General features: G+C 68.7%; 24 protein-coding genes and 2 pseudogenes. 16 read left to right on the top strand and 10 right to left on the bottom strand.

What is annotated here, in order from left to right; all coding sequences use genetic code 11:
- The first annotated feature begins 42 nt into the window (after positions 1-42).
- The 8 genes from BMG07_RS06210 to phnE all read left to right on the top strand — a co-directional run bounded on the left by BMG07_RS06210 (position 43) and on the right by phnE (position 7,538).
- Positions 43-1,128, top strand: coding sequence for a carbon-phosphorus lyase complex subunit PhnI (locus BMG07_RS06210; RefSeq protein ID WP_198083821.1), 1,086 nt, complete (start codon positions 43-45; stop codon positions 1,126-1,128).
- Positions 1,125-2,015 (top strand): alpha-D-ribose 1-methylphosphonate 5-phosphate C-P-lyase PhnJ, encoded by an 891-nt coding sequence (locus BMG07_RS06205; RefSeq protein ID WP_198083820.1) that lies wholly within the window; start codon positions 1,125-1,127, stop codon positions 2,013-2,015. The genes BMG07_RS06210 and BMG07_RS06205 overlap by 4 nt, the downstream gene beginning before the upstream one ends.
- The gene (phnK, locus tag BMG07_RS06200; RefSeq protein WP_198083819.1) at positions 2,012-2,818 is read left to right on the top strand and encodes a phosphonate C-P lyase system protein PhnK; all 807 of its coding nucleotides are present in this window, start codon (positions 2,012-2,014) and stop codon (positions 2,816-2,818) included. The genes BMG07_RS06205 and phnK overlap by 4 nt, the downstream gene beginning before the upstream one ends.
- A complete protein-coding gene (gene phnL / locus BMG07_RS06195; RefSeq protein ID WP_269758707.1) occupies positions 2,815-3,555 on the top strand; it encodes a phosphonate C-P lyase system protein PhnL in 741 nt (246 codons plus the stop codon). The genes phnK and phnL overlap by 4 nt, the downstream gene beginning before the upstream one ends.
- Positions 3,552-4,715 carry an alpha-D-ribose 1-methylphosphonate 5-triphosphate diphosphatase gene (locus tag BMG07_RS06190; protein ID WP_198083818.1) on the top strand — a complete coding sequence of 388 codons (1,164 nt, stop codon included), beginning with the start codon at positions 3,552-3,554 and terminating at the stop codon, positions 4,713-4,715. The genes phnL and BMG07_RS06190 overlap by 4 nt, the downstream gene beginning before the upstream one ends.
- 108 nt (positions 4,716-4,823) lie before the next feature.
- Entirely contained in the window at positions 4,824-5,693 is an 870-nt protein-coding gene (gene phnC, locus BMG07_RS06185) for a phosphonate ABC transporter ATP-binding protein (RefSeq protein WP_198083817.1), read from the top strand.
- 68 nt (positions 5,694-5,761) lie between these two features.
- Positions 5,762-6,706 (top strand): phosphonate ABC transporter substrate-binding protein, encoded by a 945-nt coding sequence (gene phnD / locus BMG07_RS06180; protein ID WP_198083816.1) that lies wholly within the window; start codon positions 5,762-5,764, stop codon positions 6,704-6,706.
- Between the two features lie 19 nt (positions 6,707-6,725).
- Positions 6,726-7,538 carry a phosphonate ABC transporter, permease protein PhnE gene (gene phnE / locus BMG07_RS06175; protein ID WP_198083815.1) on the top strand — a complete coding sequence of 271 codons (813 nt, stop codon included), beginning with the start codon at positions 6,726-6,728 and terminating at the stop codon, positions 7,536-7,538.
- On the opposite strand, the gene BMG07_RS41605 is transcribed toward phnE, so the two are convergent.
- A complete protein-coding gene (locus BMG07_RS41605; protein ID WP_307866880.1) occupies positions 7,535-8,023 on the bottom strand; it encodes a M24 family metallopeptidase in 489 nt (162 codons plus the stop codon). The two genes, phnE and BMG07_RS41605, sit on opposite strands and share 4 nt — an antisense overlap.
- Positions 8,024-8,373: 350 nt before the next feature.
- A pseudogene (locus tag BMG07_RS41600) lies at positions 8,374-9,240 on the bottom strand (2Fe-2S iron-sulfur cluster-binding protein); the annotation flags it as partial.
- Positions 9,241-9,293: 53 nt separating this feature from the next.
- Between BMG07_RS41600 and BMG07_RS41595 the strand changes: the two are divergent.
- Both BMG07_RS41595 and BMG07_RS41590 read left to right on the top strand, forming a co-directional pair.
- Positions 9,294-10,199 (top strand): PLP-dependent aminotransferase family protein, encoded by a 906-nt coding sequence (locus tag BMG07_RS41595; RefSeq protein WP_269758705.1) that lies wholly within the window; start codon positions 9,294-9,296, stop codon positions 10,197-10,199.
- Positions 10,139-10,780: a PLP-dependent aminotransferase family protein gene (locus BMG07_RS41590; RefSeq protein ID WP_269758716.1), complete on the top strand. Its 642-nt coding sequence runs from the start codon at positions 10,139-10,141 to the stop codon at positions 10,778-10,780. Before BMG07_RS41595 ends, BMG07_RS41590 begins: the two co-directional genes overlap by 61 nt.
- Before the next feature lie 27 nt (positions 10,781-10,807).
- Here BMG07_RS41590 and BMG07_RS06160 read toward each other — a convergent pair whose 3' ends face one another.
- Positions 10,808-11,002 (bottom strand): hypothetical protein, encoded by a 195-nt coding sequence (locus BMG07_RS06160; protein WP_269758704.1) that lies wholly within the window; start codon positions 11,000-11,002, stop codon positions 10,808-10,810.
- Positions 11,003-11,346: 344 nt separating this feature from the next.
- On the opposite strand from BMG07_RS06160, the gene BMG07_RS06155 reads away from it, so the two are divergent.
- Both BMG07_RS06155 and BMG07_RS06150 read left to right on the top strand, forming a co-directional pair.
- Positions 11,347-12,042, top strand: coding sequence for a response regulator (locus tag BMG07_RS06155; RefSeq protein ID WP_198083813.1), 696 nt, complete (start codon positions 11,347-11,349; stop codon positions 12,040-12,042).
- 41 nt (positions 12,043-12,083) lie between these two features.
- Positions 12,084-13,220, top strand: coding sequence for an ATP-binding protein (locus BMG07_RS06150; protein ID WP_198083812.1), 1,137 nt, complete (start codon positions 12,084-12,086; stop codon positions 13,218-13,220).
- 22 nt (positions 13,221-13,242) lie between these two features.
- Here BMG07_RS06150 and BMG07_RS06145 read toward each other — a convergent pair whose 3' ends face one another.
- From BMG07_RS06145 to BMG07_RS44710, 3 genes are read right to left on the bottom strand one after another with little or no spacing between them, the layout of a single operon-like run.
- A complete protein-coding gene (locus BMG07_RS06145) occupies positions 13,243-14,448 on the bottom strand; it encodes a CaiB/BaiF CoA-transferase family protein (RefSeq protein ID WP_198083811.1) in 1,206 nt (401 codons plus the stop codon).
- Positions 14,445-15,419, bottom strand: a complete 975-nt coding sequence (locus BMG07_RS06140) for a tripartite tricarboxylate transporter substrate binding protein (protein WP_198083810.1) — start codon at positions 15,417-15,419, stop codon at positions 14,445-14,447. Before BMG07_RS06140 ends, BMG07_RS06145 begins: the two co-directional genes overlap by 4 nt.
- 26 nt (positions 15,420-15,445) lie before the next feature.
- Complete coding sequence (locus BMG07_RS44710) at positions 15,446-16,225, bottom strand: enoyl-CoA hydratase-related protein (protein ID WP_374221242.1); 780 nt, start codon at positions 16,223-16,225, stop codon at positions 15,446-15,448.
- Between the two features lie 96 nt (positions 16,226-16,321).
- On the opposite strand from BMG07_RS44710, the pseudogene BMG07_RS44705 reads away from it, so the two are divergent.
- The 4 genes and pseudogenes from BMG07_RS44705 to BMG07_RS06120 form a co-directional block, all read left to right on the top strand.
- Positions 16,322-17,140: pseudogene (locus BMG07_RS44705) on the top strand (LysR family transcriptional regulator); the annotation flags it as partial.
- A gap of 166 nt (positions 17,141-17,306) precedes the next feature.
- The gene (locus BMG07_RS06130; protein WP_198083808.1) at positions 17,307-18,200 is read left to right on the top strand and encodes a LysR family transcriptional regulator; all 894 of its coding nucleotides are present in this window, start codon (positions 17,307-17,309) and stop codon (positions 18,198-18,200) included.
- A 99-nt stretch (positions 18,201-18,299) separates the two neighbouring features.
- Positions 18,300-19,280 (top strand): tripartite tricarboxylate transporter substrate binding protein, encoded by a 981-nt coding sequence (locus BMG07_RS06125; protein ID WP_198083807.1) that lies wholly within the window; start codon positions 18,300-18,302, stop codon positions 19,278-19,280.
- Positions 19,277-20,254: a succinylglutamate desuccinylase/aspartoacylase family protein gene (locus BMG07_RS06120; RefSeq protein ID WP_198083806.1), complete on the top strand. Its 978-nt coding sequence runs from the start codon at positions 19,277-19,279 to the stop codon at positions 20,252-20,254. Before BMG07_RS06125 ends, BMG07_RS06120 begins: the two co-directional genes overlap by 4 nt.
- 31 nt (positions 20,255-20,285) lie before the next feature.
- Here BMG07_RS06120 and BMG07_RS06115 read toward each other — a convergent pair whose 3' ends face one another.
- From BMG07_RS06115 to BMG07_RS06100, 4 genes are read right to left on the bottom strand one after another with little or no spacing between them, the layout of a single operon-like run.
- The gene (locus BMG07_RS06115) at positions 20,286-20,483 is read right to left on the bottom strand and encodes a hypothetical protein (protein ID WP_198083805.1); all 198 of its coding nucleotides are present in this window, start codon (positions 20,481-20,483) and stop codon (positions 20,286-20,288) included.
- Positions 20,459-21,493 carry an aminotransferase class V-fold PLP-dependent enzyme gene (locus BMG07_RS06110; protein ID WP_198083804.1) on the bottom strand — a complete coding sequence of 345 codons (1,035 nt, stop codon included), beginning with the start codon at positions 21,491-21,493 and terminating at the stop codon, positions 20,459-20,461. The genes BMG07_RS06115 and BMG07_RS06110 overlap by 25 nt, the downstream gene beginning before the upstream one ends.
- 39 nt (positions 21,494-21,532) lie before the next feature.
- Positions 21,533-22,345: an ABC transporter permease gene (locus BMG07_RS06105; protein ID WP_198083803.1), complete on the bottom strand. Its 813-nt coding sequence runs from the start codon at positions 22,343-22,345 to the stop codon at positions 21,533-21,535.
- Positions 22,342-23,157, bottom strand: coding sequence for an ABC transporter ATP-binding protein (locus BMG07_RS06100; protein ID WP_198083802.1), 816 nt, complete (start codon positions 23,155-23,157; stop codon positions 22,342-22,344). Before BMG07_RS06100 ends, BMG07_RS06105 begins: the two co-directional genes overlap by 4 nt.
- Positions 23,158-23,160: the final 3 nt, after the last annotated feature.

Genomic DNA, 23,160 nt, shown 5'->3' with positions numbered 1-23,160 from the left:
CCCGCCTCCCGACAACAACCCACGCGCGAAAGACCCACTGACATGTACGTTGCAGTCAAGGGCGGAGAAGCCGCCATCCTCAGCAGCTACGACCTGCTGGCCGAACAGCGCCGCGGCGACCCCGCCACGCCCGAGCTTTCGGTCGCGCAGATCCGCGAACAGCTCAAGCTGGCCGTGGACCGCGTCATGACCGAAGGCTCCGTGTACGACCCCGAGCTGGCCGCGCTCGCCATCAAGCAAGCCTCGGGCGACGTGGTCGAGGCCATCTTCCTGCTGCGCGCCTACCGCGCCACGCTGCCGCGCCTGGGCACCAGCGTGCCGCTGGACACCGCGCGCATGCAGCTCGACCGCCGCATCTCCGCCACCTTCAAGGACTTGCCCGGCGGGCAAGTGCTCGGCGCCACCTACGACTACACCCAGCGCCTGCTCGACTTCACGCTGCTGGCCAACGGCGAGCAACCCGCCGCGACGCGTACGGCCACGGCCGCCACGGCGCCCGCCGTCACGCCGCGCGTGGTCGACCTGCTGAACCACGAGGGCCTGATCGAAACGCACGAAGTGCCGGCCGGCGACCCCGCGCCCGTCGACCTCACGCGCACGCCGCTGCGCTTTCCAGCCACGCGCGCCACGCGCCTGCAGAACCTGGTGCGCGGCGACGAAGGCTTCCTGCTGGCCATGGCCTATTCGACCCAGCGCGGCTACTCGCACAGCCACCCCTTCGTCGGCGAGATCCGCGTGGGCGGGGTCGAGCTCGAACTCGCGCCCGAAGAGCTGCCCTTCACCATCTCCATCGGCGAACTCGAACTCACCGAGTGCGAAATGGTGAACCAGTTCGCCGGCAGCAAGACCGAGCCGCCGCAGTTCACGCGCGGCTACGGCCTGGCCTTCGGCCACAGCGAACGCAAGGCCATGGCCATGAGCCTGGTCGACCGCTCGCTGCGCGCCGCCGAACTCGGCGAGCCCGTCGAAGCGCCCGCGCAGATGCAGGAGTTCGTGCTCTCGCACAGCGACAGCCTCGAAGCCTCGGGCTTCGTGCAGCACCTGAAGCTGCCGCACTACGTCGACTTCCAGTCCGAACTCGAGCTCGTCCGAAAGATGCGCGCGGCCGCGCCAGGAGACACCGAATGACCGACACCACCCAGACACCCGACTACAACTTCGCCTACCTCGACGAGCGCACCAAGCGCATGATCCGCCGCGCCATCCTCAAAGCCGTGGCCGTTCCCGGCTACCAGGTGCCCTTCGGTTCGCGCGAGATGCCGCTGCCCTACGGCTGGGGCACGGGCGGCATCCAGGTGACGGCCGCCGTCATCGGCCCGAAGGACGTGCTCAAGGTCATCGACCAGGGCTCGGACGACACGGTCAACGCGGTCAACATCCGCCGCTTCTTCCAGCGCACCACGGGCGTGGAAACCACCACGCGCACGTCCGAGGCCACGCTGATCCAGACGCGCCACCGCATTCCCGAGGCGCCGCTGGCCGAGGGCCAGGTGCTGGTCTACCAGGTGCCGGTGCCCGAGCCGATGCAGCGGCTGGAGCCGCGCGAAAGCACCACGCGCACGCTGCATGCGCTGTCGGAGTACGGCCTGATGCACGTCAAGCTGTACGAAGACATCGCGCGCTACGGCCACATCGCCACCACCTACGACTACCCGGTGCTGGTGAACGGGCGCTATGTGATGTCGCCCTCGCCGATTCCGAAGTTCGACAACCCCAAGCTGCACATGAACCCCGCGCTGCAGCTGTTCGGCGCCGGCCGCGAGAAGCGCATCTATGCGCTGCCGCCCTACACCCCGGTCGAAAGCCTGGGCTTCGAGGACCACCCCTTCGAGGTGCAGCGCTGGGACGCGCCGTGCGCGCTGTGCGGCGCGACCGACAGCTTTCTCGACGAAATCATCACCGACGACAAGGGCACGCGCATGCACGTGTGCTCCGACTCCGACTACTGCCAGTCGCGCCAGCACGCGGCGGGCAGCGACACGCAAGCCGCCGCCACCGACAAGGCCATCGCATGAGCGCTTCTTCTTCATCTTCTCTTTCAGCCGGCGTGCAGCCGCTGCTGCGCGTGCGCAACGTGGGCAAGCGCTACGGCGACCGCGTGGCGCTGCATGACGCATCGTTCGACCTGTGGCCCGGCGAGGTGCTGGCCGTGGTGGGCGAATCGGGCTCTGGCAAGTCGACCCTGCTGAACGCCATTGCGGCGCGCGACAAGCCCGACCACGGCAGCGTCGAGTTCCGCCTGCGCGGCGGCGGCCTGCAGGACGTGTTCGCGATGAGCGAGGCGCAGCAGCGCCTGCTGGCGCGCACCGACTGGGGCTTCGTGCACCAGAACCCGGCCGACGGCCTGCGCATGGACGTGTCGGCCGGCGCCAATGTCGGCGAACGCCTGATGGGCCTGGGCGAGCGCCACTACGGCCGGCTGCGGGAGACGGCGGCCGAATGGCTCTCGCGCGTGGAGATCGACCCCGCCCGCATCGACGACGCGCCGCGCACCTTCTCGGGCGGCATGCGCCAGCGCCTGCAGATTGCGCGCAACCTGGTCACGCAGCCGCGCCTGATGTTCATGGACGAGCCGACCTCGGGCCTGGACGTGTCGGTGCAGGCACGCCTGCTCGACCTGCTGCGCCAGCTCACGCGGCAGATGCAGCTCGCGGCCATCGTGGTCACGCACGACCTGGCCGTGGCACGGCTGCTGGCGCACCGCATGGTGGTGATGCAGCAGGGCCGCGTGGTCGAGTCGGGCCTGACCGACCAGGTGCTGGACGACCCGCAGCACGCCTACACCCAACTGCTCGTTTCCTCGGTACTCACGCCATGACCGCCACCACCCCACAGACCCCTCCCATGCTGCGGCTCGAGGGCGTGTGCAAGCACTTCACGCTGCACCACCAGAACGCGCTCGACCTGCCGGTGTTCGAAGACGTCGCGCTCGACGTGCACGCCGGCGAATGCGTGGTGCTCGACGGCGCCTCCGGGCTCGGCAAGAGCACGCTGCTGAAGATGGTGTATGCCAACTACCGCACCAGCGCGGGCCGCATCACGGTGCAGTCGGCCGCGGGGCCGGTCGACGTCACGCAGGCCTCGCCGCGCGAGATGGTGCGGCTGCGGCGCGACACCATCGGCTATGTAAGCCAGTTCCTGCGCGTGATCCCGCGCGTGAGCGCGCTCGACGTGGTGGCGGAGCCACTGGCGGAAGACGCCGAAGGCGCCGAGAACGCACCCGAACACCTCGAGGCGGCGCGCGAAGAGGCTCGCCGCTGGCTCACGCGCCTGCGCATTCCCGAGCGGCTGTGGCACCTGCCGCCGGCCACCTTCTCGGGCGGCGAGCAGCAGCGCATCAACATCGCGCGCAACATGATCAAGCCCAAGCCGCTGCTGCTGCTCGACGAGCCCACGGCGTCGCTCGACGCGGCCAACACCGACACGGTCATTGCGCTGATCCGCGAGGCCACGGCGCGCGGTGCCGCCACGGTCGGCATCTTCCACGACGCCGAGGTGGGCGCCGCCGTGGCCACGCGCCGCGTGAACGTCGGCGAATTCAGGAGCAAGGCATGACGACGACGGCCACCACCACGGTCTTCTCGAACGCGCGCATGGTGCTGCCCACCGAAGTGGTCTCGGGCGCGCTGGCGGTGTCGGGCGGACGCATCGGCGCCATCAGTTCCGGTCCGACGGCCGAAGGAACGTTCGACCTGGACGGCGACTACCTGCTGCCGGGCCTTGTCGAGATCCACACCGACAACTTCGAGCGCCACCTCATGCCGCGCCCCAAGGTGCAGTGGGGCCCGCTGCCTGCGCTGCTGTCGCACGACGCCGAAGTGGCGGCCGCCGGCATCACCACCGTGTTCGACGCGCTGGGCGTGGGCGAAGCCGACCCGGAGAGCCTGCGCGGCAGCACCTGGGGCCGCACGCTGGAAGTGATCGACGCCTGCGTGGCGCAAGACCTGCTGCGCGCCGACCACCACCTGCACGTGCGCTGCGAGCTGCCCGCGCCCAACACCATCGACCTGTTCGCGCCGTTTCGCGGCCACAGGCGGCTGTCGCTCATCTCGCTGATGGACCACACGCCGGGCCAGCGGCAGTGGGAGAACATCGAGCTGGCGCGCATCTACTACACCGGCAAGAAGGGCTGGAGCGACGCCAAGTTCGAGCGCCGCGTGGCCGAGTCCGCGCAGCAGCAGGCAGACTACGCGGTGCCGCATCGGCGCTTCTTCGTGGACTACTGCGCCGCGCACGGCATTGCCCTCGCAAGCCACGACGACACCACCGTGGCCCACGTGACGCAGGCGCACGCCGAGGGCGCGAGCATGTCGGAGTTCCCGACCACGCTGGCCGCGGCGCAGGCCGCACGGGCGCTCGGCCTGGCCAACGTGATGGGCGGCCCGAACGTGGTGCGCGGCGGTTCGCACTCGGGCAACGTGGCCGCGTCCGAGCTGGCGCGCCACGGGTTGCTCGACATCCTTTCTTCCGACTATGTGCCGAGCAGCCTGCTGGGCGCGGCCATACAGCTGGTGAGCGACGGGCTGGCGACCTGGCCGCAGGCGGTGGCGATGGTGACGCGCAACCCGGCGCGCGCGGTGCGGCTCGACGACCGCGGCGCGCTCGAAACCGGCCTGCGCGCCGACCTGCTGCAAGTGCGCATGTGCACGCTGCCGGACGGCACGCGCCACCCCGTGGTGCGCGGCGTGTGGCGCGAAGGCCGCCGCATCCTGTGAATCCGGGCGGCCACCGGCCATGACATGCCGCTGCCGCCGAAGTGTCGCGGGCACGTCACACAGGCTCGCGAGACTTCACTTGTCTAGACGACTTCACCCTTCAAGACCATGACCACAGCACTGCGGATCCGCCATCTCGACAAGCACTTCGCCAACGGCCGGCATGCGCTGCGCGACATCAATCTCGATGTGGCGCAGGGCGACATGGTGGCGTTGATCGGCGCCTCGGGCTCGGGCAAGTCGACGCTGCTGCGCCACGTGGCGGGCCTGGTGGCGGCCGACGGCGGCAGCGAATCGCTGATCGAGATCGACGGCCAGTGCGTGCAGCGCGCGGGCCGCATCCACCGCGACATCCGCAAGGTCCGCTCGCAGGTGGGCTTCGTGTTCCAGCAGTTCAACCTGGTGGCGCGGCTGCCGGTGCTGGTCAACGTGCTGGTGGGTTCGCTGCACCGCGCCTCGTGGTGGCGCAGCTGGACGCGCATGTTCCCCGCGCACGAACGCGCGCGGGCGCTCGATGCGCTGGCGCGTGTCGGCATTGCCGACTGCCATGCGCAGCGCGCCTCGACGCTGTCGGGCGGCCAGCAGCAGCGCGCGGCCATTGCGCGCGCGCTGGTGCAAGGCGCGAAGGTGGTGCTGGCCGACGAGCCGATCGCCTCGCTCGACCCCGAGTCGTCGCGCAAGGTGATGGAGATCCTGGCGGGCATCAACCGCGAGGACGGCTGCACGGTGGTGGTGTCGCTGCACCAGGTCGACATCGCGATGAAGTACTGCCCGCGCGTGGTGGCGCTGAACCAGGGGCGCATCGTGTTCGACGGCCCTTCGTCGGCGCTCACGCCGGCCCTGCTGCATGAGCTGTACGGCGTGCAGGCCGAAGAGCTGCTGCGGCCCGCGCCGCCCGCCTCCGAAGGCGCCAGCGTGCACGTGCTGACGCCGCCCTCCGCCGTGGCATGGCCCGCCAAGGTGGCGGCCGCAGCCTGAGCTTTCGTTTCCTTCCCTCTCCTCTTTTTTCCTTCTTTCTTCTTCCGTTTCAATTCCGGAGCTTTTCCATGATCAAGAAACTGTGTGCAGCCCTGGCCCTCGGCCTGGGCATGGTCGGCGCGTTTGCGCAGGACATCAACTTCGGCATCATCTCGACCGAGGCGACGCAGAACCTCAAGGGCGACTGGCAGCCGCTGATCGAAGACATGAGCCGCCAGACCGGCCTGAAGATCAACGCCTTCTTCGCGCCCGACTACGCCGGCATCATCGAGGCCATGCGCTTCAACAAGGTGCAGCTCGGCTGGTTCGGCAACAAGTCGGCCATGGAAGCGGTGGACCGCGCCGGCGGCGAAATCTTTGCGCAGATGGTCAACGTCGACGGCACGCAGGGCTACTACTCGCACCTCATCGTGAACCGCGAGAGCCCGCTCAACACGCTGGACGACGTGCTGAAGAACGCCAAAAACTTGAGCTTCGGCAACGGCGACCCGAACTCGACCTCGGGCTACCTCGTGCCCGGCTACTACGTGTTCGCCAAGAACAACGTCGACTCGCGCACCGCGTTCAAGGTCACGCGCAGCGCCAACCACGAGACCAACGCGCTGGCCGTGGCCAACAAGCAGGTCGACGTGGCAACCAACAACAGCGAGAACCTCGAGAAGGTGAAGGAGCGCTTCCCCGAGAAGTTCAAGGACATCAAGATCGTCTGGACCTCGCCGCTGATTCCGCTCGACCCGCTGGTGATGCGCAAGGACCTGCCCGAAGCCACCAAGCAGAAGCTGCGCAACTTCTTCTTCAACTACGCCAAGACCGATGCGCGAGAAAAGGAGATCGTCATGAAGATCTCCAAGCTGTCGGGCTTCAAGGAATCGAGCGACAAGCAGCTGCTGCCGATCCGCCAGATCGACCTGTTCGGCCAGCGCACCAAGCTCGAAGCCGACACCGTGATCAGCGAGGCCGACAAGAAAGCCAAGCTCGCCGACATCGACAAGAAGCTGGCCGCGCTGAACTGATCGACTGAGCGAGCGCCCCATGTCCGCCCTGCAACCCACGGCCGAAGCCAACCGCCTGCCCTTCACGGCGGCGCCCCCGAAGCGCAACCTCGCGTGGCAACTTTCCTGGGCGGCGCTGCTGATCCTGCTGGCTGCGTCTTGGAAAGGCGCCGACATGCGCCCGCTCGACCTGTTCAAGGACGGCGGCAACATGGCGACCTACGCCGCCGAGTTCTTTCCGCCCAACTTCACGCAGTGGCGCATGTACCTGCAGGAGATGGTGGTCACGCTGCAGATCGCGCTGTGGGGCACGGTGCTGGCGGTGGTCACGGCCGTGCCGCTGGCGCTGCTGGCTTCCGCCAACATCGTTCCGTGGTGGATCTACCAGCCGGTGCGCCGCTTCATGGACGCCTGCCGGGCCATCAACGAACTGGTGTTCGCGATGCTGTTCGTGGTGGCCGTGGGGCTGGGCCCGTTCGCCGGCGTGCTGGCGCTGTGGGTACACACCAGCGGCGTGCTGGCCAAGCTGTTCGCCGAGGCGGTCGAGGCCATCGACCCGCAACCGGTCGAAGGCATCCGCTCGACGGGCGCGAGCGCGCTGCACGAGATCGTCTACGGCGTGCTGCCGCAGGTGATGCCGCTGTGGATTTCCTATGCGCTGTACCGCTTCGAGTCGAACGTGCGTTCGGCCTCGGTGGTGGGCATGGTGGGCGCGGGCGGCATCGGCGTGGTGCTGTGGGAAATCATTCGCGGCTTCCAGTACGCCGAGACCTGCGCGGTGATGATCATCATCGTGATCGGCGTCAGCGCGATCGACCTGGTGTCGGCGCGCATCCGCAAGATGCTGATCTAGCCGGCGCCGCCGCTGCTTGCCGCCGAACGCAGCAGCACGTCTTCGAAGAACGCGCCGATCGGACGCTCCAGGTCGCGCACCTGGACTTCGAGCACCCAGATGCCGTCGCCCGGCACGAAGTCGGCCTCGGCCAGGCGGTGCTTGCCGTAGAGCGCATGCGGAAAGTCCGAGACCCGGTGCCCGGCCGTTTCGCGCACGAGCGAACAGCCGTGCGCGCGGGCCAGTTCCTCGGCGAAGTCGTAGAGCGCGCTGCCGCTCAGGCCCTGCGCCCACGCAGCCTGGCTCTGCGCGAAGATGTCTCGCGCGGCCTGCGTGCAGCGCTGGTGATCGGGGTCGGCGCCCATCACGAAGGTGTCGCCGTAGTCCCCTTCGTAGCCGTCCCACACGGGGCCCAGGTCGATGGTGAACACGTCGTCGGCGCGCAGTTTCCGCTGGCGGTCCACCGGTTGGCGCGAGGTGCACTGCGTGTCCGGGCCGAAGCGCACGTAGGTCGGGTGCCAGTTGTAGGCCGCGCCCAAGCTGCGCAGATGCTCGTCGGCGACCGCGATGCTTCGCCCGTGGTCATGCCGGGCACCATCAACGCGGCGATCTGCGGCAGCGCGTCCATGGAGCGCCGGCGCGCATCGAGGATGCCTTCGAGCGAGAAGGCCGCACCGACCTTTTCCCAAGGGTGGCGCACGATGTACGGGGCCTTGTCCTGGTGCGCTTGCGTGGCGGGGAGGAAGGCCTCGGAGAAGAAATTGTCCTTCGGCAAGCCGGCCGCTTTCAGCAGCTCGCGGGCTTCGCGGACCATGGCGGGGTTGCCGCAGGCATAGACCGTGGTTTGCGCCCAGTCATGGGCTGCCGCAAGCGCCTCGTTCTGCACGCGCTGTGTCGACGGCACGGCCGCCCAACGAAAGCCCGCGTAGGCGTCCTCCATCTCGTCGAGCCAGTCGGACGCGTAGCAGTCGGCCGCCGTGGCGCATCCCCAGTAGAGCGTGACCGTCTGGAATGCGCCGCTTGTCAGCGCAGTCTTCAGGATCGCGCTGATGCCCGCGAAGCCCGTGCCCGTGGCGAGCAGCACGAGGTGCGCGACAGGCTCGGAAGGCGCCTGCCAGGTGCACGCGCCGTAGGGTCCGTCGATTTCCAGCAGCTCGCCTGGCCGCAGTTCCGCGAGCTTGTGGTCGGTGAATGCGCCGCCGGGAATGCGGCGGATGTGGAACTCCAGCCGGTTGGCGCCCCCCGTTTCAGCGGGCAAGTTGGCGATGGAGAAACTGCGGCGCTCGCCGTTGTCCATCAGCAGTTGCGCATGCTGCCCGGGCGCGCACTGAAAAGGCTGCGCGCTCTGCAGCTCTACCACCAGCTTCGTGACGCCCGGCGCCACCGCGTCGAGCGCCATGATCTTCGCCGAGTAGCGAGCCGCCGGCCGCGCCGGCATGCGCCAGTGCGCAAAGCGCAGGCTCAGGTCGCTGGTGGCGCGGCACTGGCACATCAGCAGTTCGTCGTCCGCAACCTGATAGGCCGCTTCGGAAGGCGGCGCGATGCGCTCGCTGGTGCCGCCCAGAACCTGCGCCCGGCAGGAGCCGCACTCGCCGCGCTTGCAGGAGAACGGCACCGCGATGCCCTCGGCGAGCGCGGCGTCGAGGATGCTGCCCCCACCCGGGAGAGGAAACCGGAGCCCGTCGGGCGCGATCGTGCAGAAGTGGGGCGTCGTCTTTGTCATGACGGAAAATTTACCGACAATGCGGCCTTGTCCCTAGATCCATATCTGAAAATATGACCAGGCCACTTTCCCGCGCCTCACAGGCCCGTCGCACCGCATCGAGCCTCGACCTCGCGGCGGAACCACCGCGCGAAGGCGAGCTGAAGCAGGCGTGGATCTACCGGCAGATTCGCAGCCGCATCCTCGACGGCGTGCTCGCCAAGGGCGCGCGCCTGCCCTCCACCAGGCACCTGGCGCTGCGCTGGCAGGTGTCGCGCGCAACGGTCGACCTGGCCTATGACCAGTTGCGCAGCGAGGGCTATCTCGTCAGCACCTCCGGGTCCGGCACCTACGTGGCCGCGACGGTGCCGGACCAGTTCTTCGACGCCGGGGCGCGCGCGGCCGAAGCACCGGCGCGGCGCGCGAAGCAAGCGCGCGGCATCGACATCGCGCCGCTCCTCACGAGCGAGATCGGCGAGCCCTTCGTGGCGCGTGTCGCCGACCCCGCGCTGTTCCCGCTCGACGGCTGGCGCAAGGCGCTGCAGGCCGGCACGCGATGCGTGACGGCGGAGCAACTGAGCGACAGGGAGTCATTGGGGCTGGGCCGTCTCCGGGAGCAGATCGCCCGCTACCTGGGCGTGGCGCGCGGCATCTCGTGCGATGCGGAGCAGGTCATCGTGCTGTCGGGCATCCGGCACGGGCTGGACCTGTGCGCGCGGCTGCTGCTGTCGTCCGAAGACCGGGTGCTGGTCGAAGACCCCGGCTACCTGCACGCGGCGCCGATATTCAGCCGGCATGCGCGGGAAGTGGTGCACGTGCCAGTCGACGCCAGCGGCTTCTCGGTCGCGCATGCGCGTCGCCGCGCGGGCGTCCGGCTGGTGCATGTCACGCCGGCGCACCAGGCGCGACGGGCGTCACGATGCCGGTGTCGCGACGCCTCGAACTGCTCGCATGGGCCGAGGAAGCCGACTGCTGGGTGATCGAAGACGACTACGACAGCGAGTTCAGCTACGACAGCCCGCCGCTGCCGGCGTTGAAGAGCCTGGACGCGGCGGACCGGGTCATTCACTGCGGCAGTTTCAACAAGACGATGTTCGCCGCGCTGCGCATCGGCTACGCCGTGCTGCCGAGAAAGCTCGTGCCCGATTTCCGCCAGGCGCGGCTCATCACCGGGCGCTCCACCGGGGTGATCGAGCAGATGGCGCTGGCCCACTTCCTGGAAAGCGGCGCGTTCGCGCGGCATGTGCGTCGCGCGCGCATCGCCTACGCGCAGCGCCGGGACATCGTGATGGCGGCACTGGGCGAAGCCGTCGGCCCCGGCCGGCTTCGCGTCACCGGCGAGCAGGCGGGCTTTCATCTGGCCTGGTGGTTGCCGCAGGAGATCGAACAAAGCGCGTTTCTGACGGCCGCCGCGCAGCGTGGCCTGCGCTTTCAACCGATCTCGGATTTCTGCAAGCGGGCCGTGTTGCCCGCAGGCCTCGTGATCGGCTACGCGGCGCTGGATGACGATGCGCTGCGTCGCCACGCCGATGCGCTGCGACAGGTGATCTCGCTGTTCTGAGAACGGCCCCGAACCTGGGGTCCGGGATCAGACAAGGAGCCTGGGAAGAACGGGCGGCGCCTCGCGAGCGCAGCCGCAGACATACATGTGACGGTGCGCGAAAGCTCGGCGAAAGCACCCCTTCGCGGCGGATGTATCGACCCCGTGCGGTCCGAACCAGTAGGCGAGCCACAGCGCGACGGCGCAGAGCATCGCCAGCATCGGCAGCGTTTCGGCGGTCATGGCGGAAATGGCGGGGATGGCACGCGGACGATGGCGTCCGCTCTTGGCGTTGACAGGCATGGCGCCCGATGCTCCCGCGGCCCCATGGAGACGCGATGCAGCGTTTGTGTGGATTCGCTGAAGAATCGCGCCAACATCCGCCCTGCTCCGCCCCCGCCAGAAATCTTGATCAGATCTTGATCAAACGCAGTCTCGTTCTTCGCATGATGGCGAAAAAATCGCATGCCGCCGACGCAAGGACAGGCCAAAACCCCCCCGCAAGTGGGCGCCGGATAATGCCGTGATGGCCAGCGCCTGCTGAAGGCGCATTCACCCCCCACTCCCAACCGAAGATCGCAGATTCCATGGCCAACGAGCGCATTCTGATCGTCGAGGACGATCCCCAGATTGCCGACGTGCTGGCCGCCTACCTGCAGCGCGACGGCTTTCTCACGGCGCTGTGCCACGACGGCGGAAAGGCCATGCAGATGTTCGCGCAGTGGCAGCCCGACCTCGTGCTGCTCGACTACATGCTGCCGCAAGTCAGCGGCCGGGAGCTCCTGGCCGCGATGCGGCGGGCGGGTGATGTTCCCGTCATCATGGTCACGGCCGTCGACGGCGAGGTCGAGAAAGTGGGCGCGCTGCTCTACGGCGCGGACGACTACGTGGTCAAGCCCTTCAACCCCAAGGAGGTGGTGGCACGCGTGCAGGTCATCCTGAAGCGCTCGCGCGGTGCGCAGCAACGCCAAGCGCAAGCCCGGCTGGCTTGCGGCGCCCTCGAGATCGATCTCGAAGCGGTTGCCGCGCATGTCGCCGGGAATGCCAGGCCGCTCGACCTGACCATCACGGAGTTCAAGCTCCTGGCGACCTTGATGCGCCATCCGCGCAAGGCCTTCAGCCGCGCCGAGCTGCTGGAGGCCTGCCTGCCCGAGAGCGGCGCGCTCGAGCGCGTCGTCGATACGCACGTCCACAACCTGCGCAGGAAGCTCGAGGAGCAAGGCGTTCAGGGCGTGCCGCTGGCGGTGCGCGGCGTGGGCTATCGGCTGGGCCAGGCTGGATGACCTCGCCCCGGCGGTCCCTCTGGGCGTGGCTTACCTGGCGCATGGTCGCCCTGGCCATCGCCGCGACGGCGGCCGTGCAGGCGGGCATGTGGCTTCGCTACAGCTACTGGGACGACAAGGTCGATGCCCAGTTGCCGAGCGCCATTTCCGCCGAGCTCAGGGAGCTCGAGGGCGCTCCGCCTACCGAGGAAAACGCCAGGCGCCTGAGGGAGATCTACGGGCAGTACGGCGATCGCTTCGTCATGCCATCGGAATCCGATGACCTGCTGGTGCAGGCGCTGCTGAGCCTGGCCATCGTTCCTTTTGTCGTGCTGTTCGCGCTCTTCCTGGCGCGCCGCATCGTGCGCCCCGTTCTGGATGTCGCCGCCGCGGCGGAGTCCGTGTCCAAGGGCCACTTCTCCACGCGCGCGCCGGTGATCGATTCGGCGCCCGCCGAACTGCAGCGCCTGGCCAATCACTTCAACACGATGGCGCAGCGGCTGGAAGCCTACGACCGGGAGTTGCAAGACTCCAGTGCCGCCATTGCCCATGAGCTGCGCACGCCGCTCACGGCGGCCATCGGGCGATTGCAGGGCATCGTCGACGAGGTGTTTCCGTTCGAGGAAAAGCAGATCCGGACGGTGCTCGACCAGCTCGGGCAGATCCACCGGATCATCGGCGACCTGCAGGTGCTGTCGCTCGCGCAAGGTGGCCGGCTGCGGCTGGAGATCACGCAGTTCAATGTGCACGATTTCGTCGATGAACGCATCTCGTGGGCACGGCCTTTTCTGCAGGAGCGTGGGCTGGTGGCGGTCAATCATGTCGGCGCCGAAGAGACGATGCGTGCCGACAGGGGCAGGCTGGGCCAGGCGGTTTCGGCGCTCATCGACAACGCCATTCGCTATGCGAGCGATGGCGGCGTCGTGGAGGTCGATTGCCGCGCGGATGCATCCGCCATCGAACTGATCGTTTCAGACCTCGGCAAGAACGCGCAAGGCGAAGACCTGGCGCGCTTCTTCGAGCGCTTCTGGCGCGGCGAATGGTCCCGCTCTCGCCATGCCGGGGGGACCGGGCTGGGGCTGTCCGTCGTGCAGGCGATCTGCAAGGCGCATGGCGGGCATGCGGAGGTGGCGGCGCGAGTGGGCGGCGGGACGGAGATCCGGATCCGCTTGCCGCGTGAAGACAAGTTGACAGCGTAGCGACCGAACTCGTCTCGCGGATTCAGAACGCCGAATCCGCGTGCGCCTCGCTCGCCGACAGCTCCCGCAGGATCTCTTCGGTGTGCTCGCCGAGACGAGGCGCAGCCCGTCCCGCGACGGGCTGCGCATGCAGCCAGCGGGCGGCGGGCTCCAGGCCCATATAGCTGTTGCCCCGCGCGTCGGCATACGCCCGCACCGGGCCATGGCCGCTGTCCCGCAGTTCGCGGATGAGTGCGTCGACGTCGGGAATGCGGGCCACCGGAATGTCGGCGTCTTTCAATACCGCCAGCCAATGCGCCGTCGGTTGCCGCGCGATGCGCTGCTCCACGAACGCATACACCGCGTCGATGTGCTGCGTGCGGCTGGCCATGGTGCGAAAGCGCGAGTCGCCGTGCCACAGTGCCTCCTGCCCCACCAGCCGCAGGAAGCTCTCCCAATGCCGGTCGGTGTAGAGCAGCGTGCTCAACCACCCGTCTTGCGTGCGATAGGGCTTGCGGTAGCGCGACAACAGCCTCGGATTGCCCGGCGGGCCGAGCGGCGGCTCGAAGCTTGCGCCGGCCAGGTGGTCCAGCAGCACGAAGTTGGCCATGGTCTCGAACATCGGCACCTCGATGAACTGCCCCTGCGCGTGCGCGGCATTCCGGTCGCGCTGCAGCAGCGCGGCCAGCACGGTCTGCGCGGCGAACAGGCCCATGGTCTTGTCGGCGATGTTCAGCGGCAGGTACCGCGGCTCGCCGTCTCCGGCGCTGGCCACGAGCGCGGGAAGGCCCACCATGCCCTGGATCAGGTCGTCGTACGCGGGGCGCCCCGCATAGGGTCCGTCCTGCGCGAAGCCCGACAGAAAGACGTAGATCAGCGTCGGGTGGTGGCGCTTCAGGTCTTCCCAGCCCAGCCCGAGGCGCGCGAGCGCGCCCTGGCGCATGTTGGTGATGAACACGTCGGCCGTGCCCACCGCGCGCAACAGCACCTCGCCCGCGCCCGGTGCCTTCAGGTCCAGGCACAAGCTGCGCTTGCCGCGGTTGAGGTTGAGGAAGACCGGGCCCATGCCCTCCTCGCGCACCGGCCCCATGCCGCGCATGATGTCGCCCTCGGGCGGCTCGACCTTGATGACGTCGGCCCCGTACTCCGCCAGCATCTGCGTGGCATAGGGCCCCATGATGACGCTCGTGAGGTCGAGGATGCGCACGCCCGCCAGGGGAAGCGCCGTCTTCACGCCGTTCCCGTTCATTGCGGCTCGATGCGCGCATCGCGCACGATGGCCTGCCACTTGGCGATCTCGCGCTTCACGTAGGCCTCGAAGGCCGTCGCATCCATCGTGCCGGGCGCCGTGCCCTGGCGCGCCAGCATCTCCTTGAACGCAGGCTCGCCCATGGCACCGACGGCAATGCGGTTGAGCTGCTGCACGATCGCGCTCGGCGTGCCGCGCGGCGCGTACAGGCCGATCCAGATCTCCGTCTCATAGCCGGGCACGCCCTGCTCGGCAATGGTGGGCACATCGGGCAACGACGGGTTGCGCTGCGCGGTCGATACGCCGATGGCGCGCAGCTTCTGGCTCTCGACATACTTCACCGCGGTGAGCGCGTCGACGAAGGCCGCCTGGATCTGCCCGCCCAGCACGTCGTTCACCGCCAGCGCCGTGCCCTTGTAGGGCACATGCAGGAACGGCGCCCCGGTCCGGGCCGCCAGCAGTTCCCCGGACAGGTGCGTCGTGCCGCCGGTGCCCGACGAGCCGTAGGACACGCCGCCGCTCTTCTTCGCGAACGCAATCAGCTCCTGCAGGTTCTTCGCGGGCACCGAGGGATGGACCACCAGCACGTTGGGCGTGCGCGCCAGCAGGGCCACCGGCACGAAGTCCTTTTCGGTGTCGTAGGGCAGTTGCTTCGTGATGGCCGGATTGACGACGTGCGCCGTCGTGGTGATGAGCAGCGTGTGCCCGTCAGGGCGCGACTTGGCGACCCGCTCGGCGCCGATGATGCCGCCCGCACCCACGCGGTTGTCCACCACCGCGGGCTGCTTCAGTTCCTCCTGCATCTTGCGCGCAAGCTGGCGGGCCAGCACGTCGGTCATGCCGCCGGCGGCGAACGGCACCACCAGCGTCACGGCGTGGTCGGGGTAAGGGGACGCGGCGGCTGCGCAGAGCCCCGAGGCCAGCGTCAGCGCCAGGGATACGGCGCGCGCGAATTTCGAGATCGGCGTCATGGTTTCCTGTCTCCTTGCGTGTGCGTTCAACCGCGCTTTCTGGCGCGCAGGAAGGCCTCGATGTAGTCCTTCGGTTCGCTCGTGTCATAGGCCCGCACCAGCGCCTCGACGCCGACGGCAATGGCGTCCTGCGTGGGCATCCGTTCCCAGCTGCGGATCAGCGCCTTCTGGTTGCGCAGGGCCTGGGGCGCGCCCGACAGCAGCTCGTGGCGCCACCTCCGGACTTCTTCTTCCAGCGACTCGCCGGGCGCCACCGCCGTGACGAGGCCCCAGTCGCAGGCTGTGCCTGCATCGATCATCCGGCCCGACAGCAACAGGTCGCGCGTGCGGCCCCAGCCGATCAGGCCCGGCAACAGCGCGCCATGGATGACCGAGGGCACGCCGAGCTTCACCTCGGGCATGCCGAAGCGCGCGTCCTTCGCGGCGATCTTCAGGTCGCACACGGTCGCGACCTCCATGCCGGCGCCCAGGCAGTAGCCCGAGACCACGGACATGGTGGGGAACGGCAAGGCGCGAAGTTGCTCGCACAGCGCGAACACGCCCTTGATGTAGGCGTCGATGTCGCGGTGCGTCGCGTCCTTGAGAAACTTGATGTCGGCCCCGCCCACGAAGGCCGTGGGGCGCCCGCGCAGGACCATCAGGCGAACGTCCTCGCGCCACTGCAGTTCGTGCAATGTCTCGGTGTAGATGGCGGCGGCCTCGGCGGTCAGCAGGTTGAGGCGGCCGTTGTCGAACTGCACGCTCGCGACGCCTTCGGCGTCGACTTCGACATGGCAGCAAGGACGGGATTCAGCGGAAATTTCCATGGCGCAAAGAGGTCGGTGATGAGATTGCGCCCGATGGTAGGTAGCGGTCATTGATGCAACAATGGAATTATTCGAATAAACCAAGTCCGCATTGGAATGAATGTCACCATCCGGCAGCTTGAGGTGTTCCTGGCGCTGTGCGACACGCGCAGCTTCACCGCCACGGCCACCCAGCGCCACATGACGCAATCGGCCGTGAGCAAGGTGGTCGCCGAGCTCGAGGCGCAGCTGGGGTTCACGCTGTTCGAGCGGACCACGCGGCGCGTGCAGCCCAACGCGCAGGCCCTGGAGTTCCACCCCTTCGCCGTGGAAATCATCGCGACCATGCGCTCGGCGGCGCGCAGCGTGGCCGAGCTCGCGGACCTGCAACGCGGGCGGGTCGGCATCGCGGCGTCGCCGATGATGGTCTATGGCCTCCTGGCCCCGGTGATCGCCGACTACCGCGAGCGCTACCCCGGCGTGCAGTTCGACCTTCATGAACTCTCGACCGACGAGACGGTCGCGAGCGTCCTGGCCGGGCGGGTCGACTTCGGACTCGGCGCGCTCGACCACGAGATCGCCGGCACCGACACGCAGGTCGCGTTCGAGGAGTCGATGTTCGCCGTGGTCCGGCCGGAGCACCCCCTGGCAGTCAGGAAGAAGGTCCGCTGGAAGGAACTCGCGCGCTGGGAGCACATCAGCCTGCGCAACGTCTACACCGTGCGGCGCACCATCGACGACATCGTGGCGCGCCAGGGCATCGCGCTGCCCAGCGCCATCGAGGTCGGCACCCTCACCGCCGCGCTGGGGCTCGTGCGTGCCGGCGCGGGCGTGGTCGTGGTGCCCGGCTACGCGGCCCGCATCGCGCAGGAATGGGGGCTCAAGGCCTGCGCCATTGCCGATGTCGGTGCCAGGGTGCATCGCATCCACGTGATCCGGCGACAGAAGGCGACGCTGTCGGTCGCGGCTCGCCGATTCCTGGACGAGTTGCAAGCGTCAGCCATGAAGACCGACGTGAAACCCGCGCCCTCCCGGCGGCGCACGCGCCGAAGGACCCCGCGCCACGCGCGCATCCGACCGACCGCTGACCCCATTTCGCACCATGCAACTCAAGTGGATGGAAGACTTCATCGTGCTGGCGCAGACGCGCAGCTTCACGCGCGCCGCCGAACTGCGGCACGTGACGCACCCGGCCTTCGGACGCCGCATCCGCGCGCTCGAGTCATGGGCCGGCACGCCGCTCATCGAGCGCGGCAGCGCGCCGGTGGCGCTCACGCCGGCCGGCGAGAGCTTCCTGGAAAACGCCACCCAGATGGTGCGCGGCGTCGACAGCGCCCGCGAGGAAATGCACACGGTGGCCGGCCGCGAGGCCCGCACGGTGACGCTGGTCACGGGCCGCACGCTCGCGCGAACAGTGATGGCCGACTGGTTGGTCAGGCTGCAGCCGGTGCTGCGCGGCGGCGAGGTGCGCGTGCTGACCGGCGCGTTGGCCGAGACGGTGCGCATGCTGGAACACAACGAGGTCGACTTCTCGCTGATCTTTCACCACTCCGCGCTCACCTTCCGGCTCGACGGCCGGCAGTTCGCGCACGTCACGGTGGCGTCGGACAAGCTGGTGCCGGTGTCGCGCGCCGATGCGCAGGGCCTGCCGACGCACAGCTTCGACGGCCCCGGCGAGGTGCCCTTTCTCTCGTATGTGCGCACGCTGGCCATGGGCCGGCTGGTGGAAGACCTGCTGACCCACAACCCGCACGCGCCACGCCTGAGGCGCCACATCGAATGCGACTCGGCCGACGCGCTCTATGCGTACGTGCTGCGCGGCCTCGGCGTGGCCTGGCTGCCGTGGTCGATGGTGCAGGCCGACTGCAAGGCCGGCCTGCTGGTGCCCACGGGCGGGCGGCGCATGGAGGTGCGCTTCGAAGTGCGCCTTTACCGGCCCAAGCGTCGCCTGGGCACCTTGGCCGAAGCGGTATGGCGCGCCATGGCGGCGCAGTGAGCTGAACCGAATCGGCACGGGGTGGTGCCGTGATGGCACCGCGAAAGGAAAGAGTGGTTCGCAGAATTCGCGGATTCTTTCTACAACGCCGAGGCCGCGATGCATCTTCCCCGCCCTTTCTCCCGTCGCCTGGTCTGGTGCCTCTGCGCCCTGGCTGCATCGGCCGGTGCGCCGGCCCATGCCGATACCTATCCCGGCAAGCCCATCACGCTGGTGGTCGGCTACCCGCCCGGCGGCTCGACCGACCTGACCGGGCGCGCATTGGGCGTGGAGCTGTCGCACCGCCTGGGCGTGCCCGTGATCGTCGACAACGTGGGCGGCGCCGGCGGCGCCATCGGCGCGCAGAAGGTGGCCAATGCCGCACCCGACGGCTACACCTTGCTGGTGGGCGCGAACAACGAGATCGCCATCAACCGGCTGGTGAACGCCAACGTGCGCTACGAGCAGAAAGACTTCACGCCGATCGGCCTGGTTGCCTCGCAGCCGCTGGTGCTGGTGGCGGCGCCGGCGGCGGGTGTGAAGAACGCGAGCGAATTCCTCGCGCTGCTGAAAAAGAACCCCGGCAAGTACAGCTACGGCAGCTCGGGCGTCGGCACTTCGCTGCACCTGGCCGGCGAGATGGTCAAGCAGCAGGCAGGCGTGGCCATGACACACGTGCCCTACCGCGGCGTGGCGCCGCTGACCAACGACCTGCTCGGCGGCAACATCGACTTCGGCGTGTTCGTGCTGTCGAGCGCGCTGCCCTACATCCGCAGCGGCAAGATGGTGGCGCTGGGCACCACCGAGGCCAAGCGCTCGGCCATCACGCCGGACCTGCCCGCGCTGGGCGAGACGCCGGCACTGAAGAACATCGACATCGGCGTCTGGTTCGCGCTGATGGGCCCGGCGAAGCTGCCCGAGCCCGTGGTGGCGCGCCTGAGAAAAGCGCTGGACGAAACGCTGCAATCACCCGACTTTCGCCGCAAGATGGAGGCGACCAGCTCGGTCGTCCCACTGGCGCCGTTGGACATCGAGCGCTTCCTGAGCGCCGAAACCGCCAAGTACCGCAACATCGTGCAATTCGCAAACATCAAGGAATGAGCTTGTCCGCACCCTCCTTCGAACTTCTCCCGCCCGACCTCTCCGACTGGCGCGCCGGCAATACCGGCACCGAGGGCGTCTGGCATTTCGACGCCGGCCTGGCCGGGCACCGCGTGATGATCAGCGCGCTGGTGCACGGCAATGAAGTGTGCGGCGCCTGGGCGCTCAAGGGCCTGCTGGACGCCGGCGTGCGCCCGCGGCGCGGCAGCCTGACGCTGGCCTTCTGCAACCTGGAGGCCTTCGACAGCTTCGATGCCGCCGATGCCGACGCCTCGCGCTTCGTCGACGAAGACCTCAACCGCCAGTGGTCGAGCGACCGGCTCGAGGCAGGCGGCACGCGCGAGCGTCGCCGCGCCGCGGCGCTGCAGCCCTACGTGGCGCAGGCCGACTGGCTGCTGGACCTGCATTCGATGCACGAGCCCAGCGCGCCGCTGACCCTCACCGGCATGCAGCCGCGCAACCTCGCGCTGGCGCGGGCCTTGCGCAGCCCCGAGCACATCGTGATCGACGCCGGCCACAAGGACGGCGTGCGCATGCGCGACTTCGGCCGCTTCGGCCTGCCCGACGCCGACCCGGCCAGCGATGCGCTGGCACTGCTGGTCGAATGCGGCTTCCATGGCGATCCGGCCAGCCGCACCGTCGCGCAGGACCAGTGCGCCCGCTTCCTGCGCGCCGCCGGCACGCTCGACGATGCGGACATCGCCCGGGCGTTGCCCGGCTGGCTGCAGGCCGACGCGCCACGCCAGTGGGCGCTGGACGTGACCGGCCCGGTGGTTGCGCGCAGCGAAGACTTTCGCTTCGCCCGCCCCTTCACCGGCCTGGAGGTGATCGCACAGGCGGGCACCGTGATCGGCTGGAACGAAGGCGAGCCGGTGGTCACGCCCTATGACGACTGCGTGCTCGTCATGCCGTCGACCCGGCAGGCCAAGCCCGGCGTGACGGTGGTGAGGTACGCGCGCCGCCGCGCGCTTTGAGGCACGCTTCGGCGAGCATCAGCTGTGGCGGCTAGTACCGCGCCTCGACGCGCCCCGCCCCGGCCGATGCGTGCGTCTGCGGCCCTTCGAGCACCGCCTTCATGTCGCTCAGGTACTGCCCCACGACGGGCTCGTGCGTGAGGTTGAGCATGTGGTGGATGCCCGGCGGGTCGTTCACGTAGCCCACGGTCCAGCCGCGCGCGGTCATTCCCTTGCCGACGGCGGCCATGTCGCGCGACGGCGAGCCGAAGGCGAAGATGGACAGCTCCGGGCGCCGAAGGTGGGCAGGCCCAGCGCGTCCAGTCCCGTCTGCATGGCGCGCCGCGTGGCCAGCACGCGCTGCGTCACGCGCAGGTAGCCGTCCTTGCCCAGGTAGTTCATGACGGCCCACGCGGCGGCGATCGCGCCGCCCGCGCGCGTGCCGACCAGCGTGTGCGTGAAGTACTGGCCGCGCGGCCAGTTGTCGAAGAAGTAGCCCATCAGCGCGAACGATTCCGGGTCTGCAAAGAACAGCGTCGATGCGCCCTTGGCGGTGTAGCCGTACTTGTGCAGGTCCGCCGAGATCGAGGTCACGCCCTCCACCGCGAAATCGAAGTCGGGAATGTCGGCGCCCAGCTCCCGCGCGAACGGCGCGAAGTAGCCGCCGACGCAAGCATCCACGTGCATCCAGGTGCCCTGCTCGCGCGCCAGCGCCGCCAGCTCGGGAATCGGGTCGACCACGCCGTGCGGGAACGACGGCGCCGAACCCACGAGCATCGCCGTGTCGGGCGTCAAGGCGGCGCGCATGGCGGCCACATCGGCCCGAAAGTCCGCCCCCAGCGGCGTGCGCACCGGCTCCAGCCCCAGGAAGTAGGCCGCCTTGTCGAAGGCCGGATGCGCGCTCTGCGGCATCACGATGCGCGGCTTGCCCATGCCGGGGCGGCGCGCCAGCGCCCGATCGCGCGCGCACTTGACGGCCAGGAAGATGCTCTCGGTGCCGCCCGTGGTCATCGCACCGCAGGCCTGCGGCCCGCCATGCAGCAGGCCCAGCCCCATGGCCACGACCTCGGACTCGAACTTGGCGAGGCTGCCGAAGGCGCGCGGCCCCAGGCCGTTTTCCGAGAAGTACATCAGGTAGGCCTGCTTGGCCACCTCGAGCACGTCTTCGCCGCCGTAGTGAATGAACATCGGCACGCGGCCGCCGCGCCAGTCGGCGTCGTTCGTGCGGCGTGCTTCAGCTGGCGCTGCAGTTCGTCCCATGCGATGCCGCGTTCGGGAAGTCGTGTGGTCATGATGGGCTCATCCTTCCTTGCCGCCCCAGTGGACGACCTTGTTTTCGAGTGCGCGCGCCAGCAGGTCGAGCGCATAGCCCAGCACCGCCATGATCAGCGCGCCGACGATCACGACATTGGTGAGCAAGAAATCCGACGCCGACATCGCCATGTAGGCGATGCCCGCGTTGGTGGCGATCATCTCGGCGCCCACGAGCATCGTGACGCCGATGCCGATGCTCACGCGGATGCTGGTGAAGATGCCCGGCAGGCTCGCGGGGAAGATCACCCGCCGGAAGATCATCGTGCGCGAGGCCCCCAGCGCCATCGCGGCCTGCACCTTGCGCCGCCCCACGCCGCGCACCGCCTGCATCGCGCTGATCGACAGAATCGGGAACAGCGCCAGCACGATGATCACGATCTTGGCGACCTCCCCGATGCCGAACCAGATGATCAGCAACGGCAGCAGCGCGAGCTTGGGCATGGGCCGCGAGATCTCGATCGGCGGATCGAGCACGGCCTTGACCGTCTCGTTCATGCCCATCCACAGGCCCAGCGGCACGGCCACCACCACGGTGAGCACGAATGCCAGCCCGAACCGAAACAGGCTGATGCCCAGGTGATGCGCCAGCGTCTTGCCCTGGTAGCCGTTCTGCATGAGCTGCAGGAAGGTCTGCCAGACGGACACCGGCGACGGCAGGAACAGCGGCGCGACCAGCGGCTTGTCGCCCACGAGCGGCGTGGTGATCAGGAACCACAGCGCCAGCAGCACGGCGAAGGAGCCCAGGTTGATCCAGCGCGAGCGCCCCTTGGCGCCCGGCGCATAGGCCGACGCGTTCATCGTTCGCTCTCCTGGCGCTGCGCCGTCAGCGCCTCTTGGCGCAACAGGCCGAAGATCTCGGCCTTCATGCGCGCGAACTCGGCGCTCGTGACCACGGCCGGGTCGGCGCTCTGTGCGAACTGGGGCCGGAAGTTCGCCTTGACGCGCCCGGGCCGCGCCGACATCACGACCACGTCGGTGGCCAGGAAGAGCGCTTCGTCGATGCTGTGCGTGATCCACAGCACCGTCTTGCGGGTCTCCTGCCAGATGCGCTTGATTTCTTCTTGCAGCAGTTCGCGCGTCTGCGCGTCGAGTGCGGCAAAGGGCTCGTCCATCAGCAAAATCTCGGGGTCGTTGGCCAGCGCGCGTGCAATCCCCACGCGCTGCTGCATGCCGCCCGACAGCTCATACGGATACCGCTTGGCAAAGCCCGAGAGCCCGACCATCTCGAGGTAGCGCGCCGCGATACGCTCGGCCTCGGCCGCGGGCTTGCCGGTGGCCAGCGGCCCGAACGCCACGTTGTCGCGCACGCTCATCCAGGTGAACAGCGCGCCCTGCTGGAACACCACGCCGCGCCGCGGATCGGGGCCGCGCACGGGCAGGCCGTCCATCAGCACCCGGCCGCTCGTCGGCTGCTCGAAGCCCGCAAGAATGTTGAGCAAGGTGCTCTTGCCGCAGCCCGAAGGGCCGAGCAGGCAGGTGAAATCGCCTTCGGCGATGTCGAGCGTGATCGGCTCCAGGGCCTGCACGGCATCGGCGCCCTGGCCGAAACGCTTGCTCACCTGCTCGAAGCGGACCTTGGGTGCGTCGCTGGCGCGTTCTGCCGGCGGCATCGC

The sequence above is a fragment of the Variovorax sp. E3 genome (genome assembly GCF_016082275.1).
In the GTDB taxonomy this organism is placed as follows: domain Bacteria; phylum Pseudomonadota; class Gammaproteobacteria; order Burkholderiales; family Burkholderiaceae_C; genus Variovorax.
This window is presented reverse-complemented; position numbering and strand designations above follow the sequence as displayed.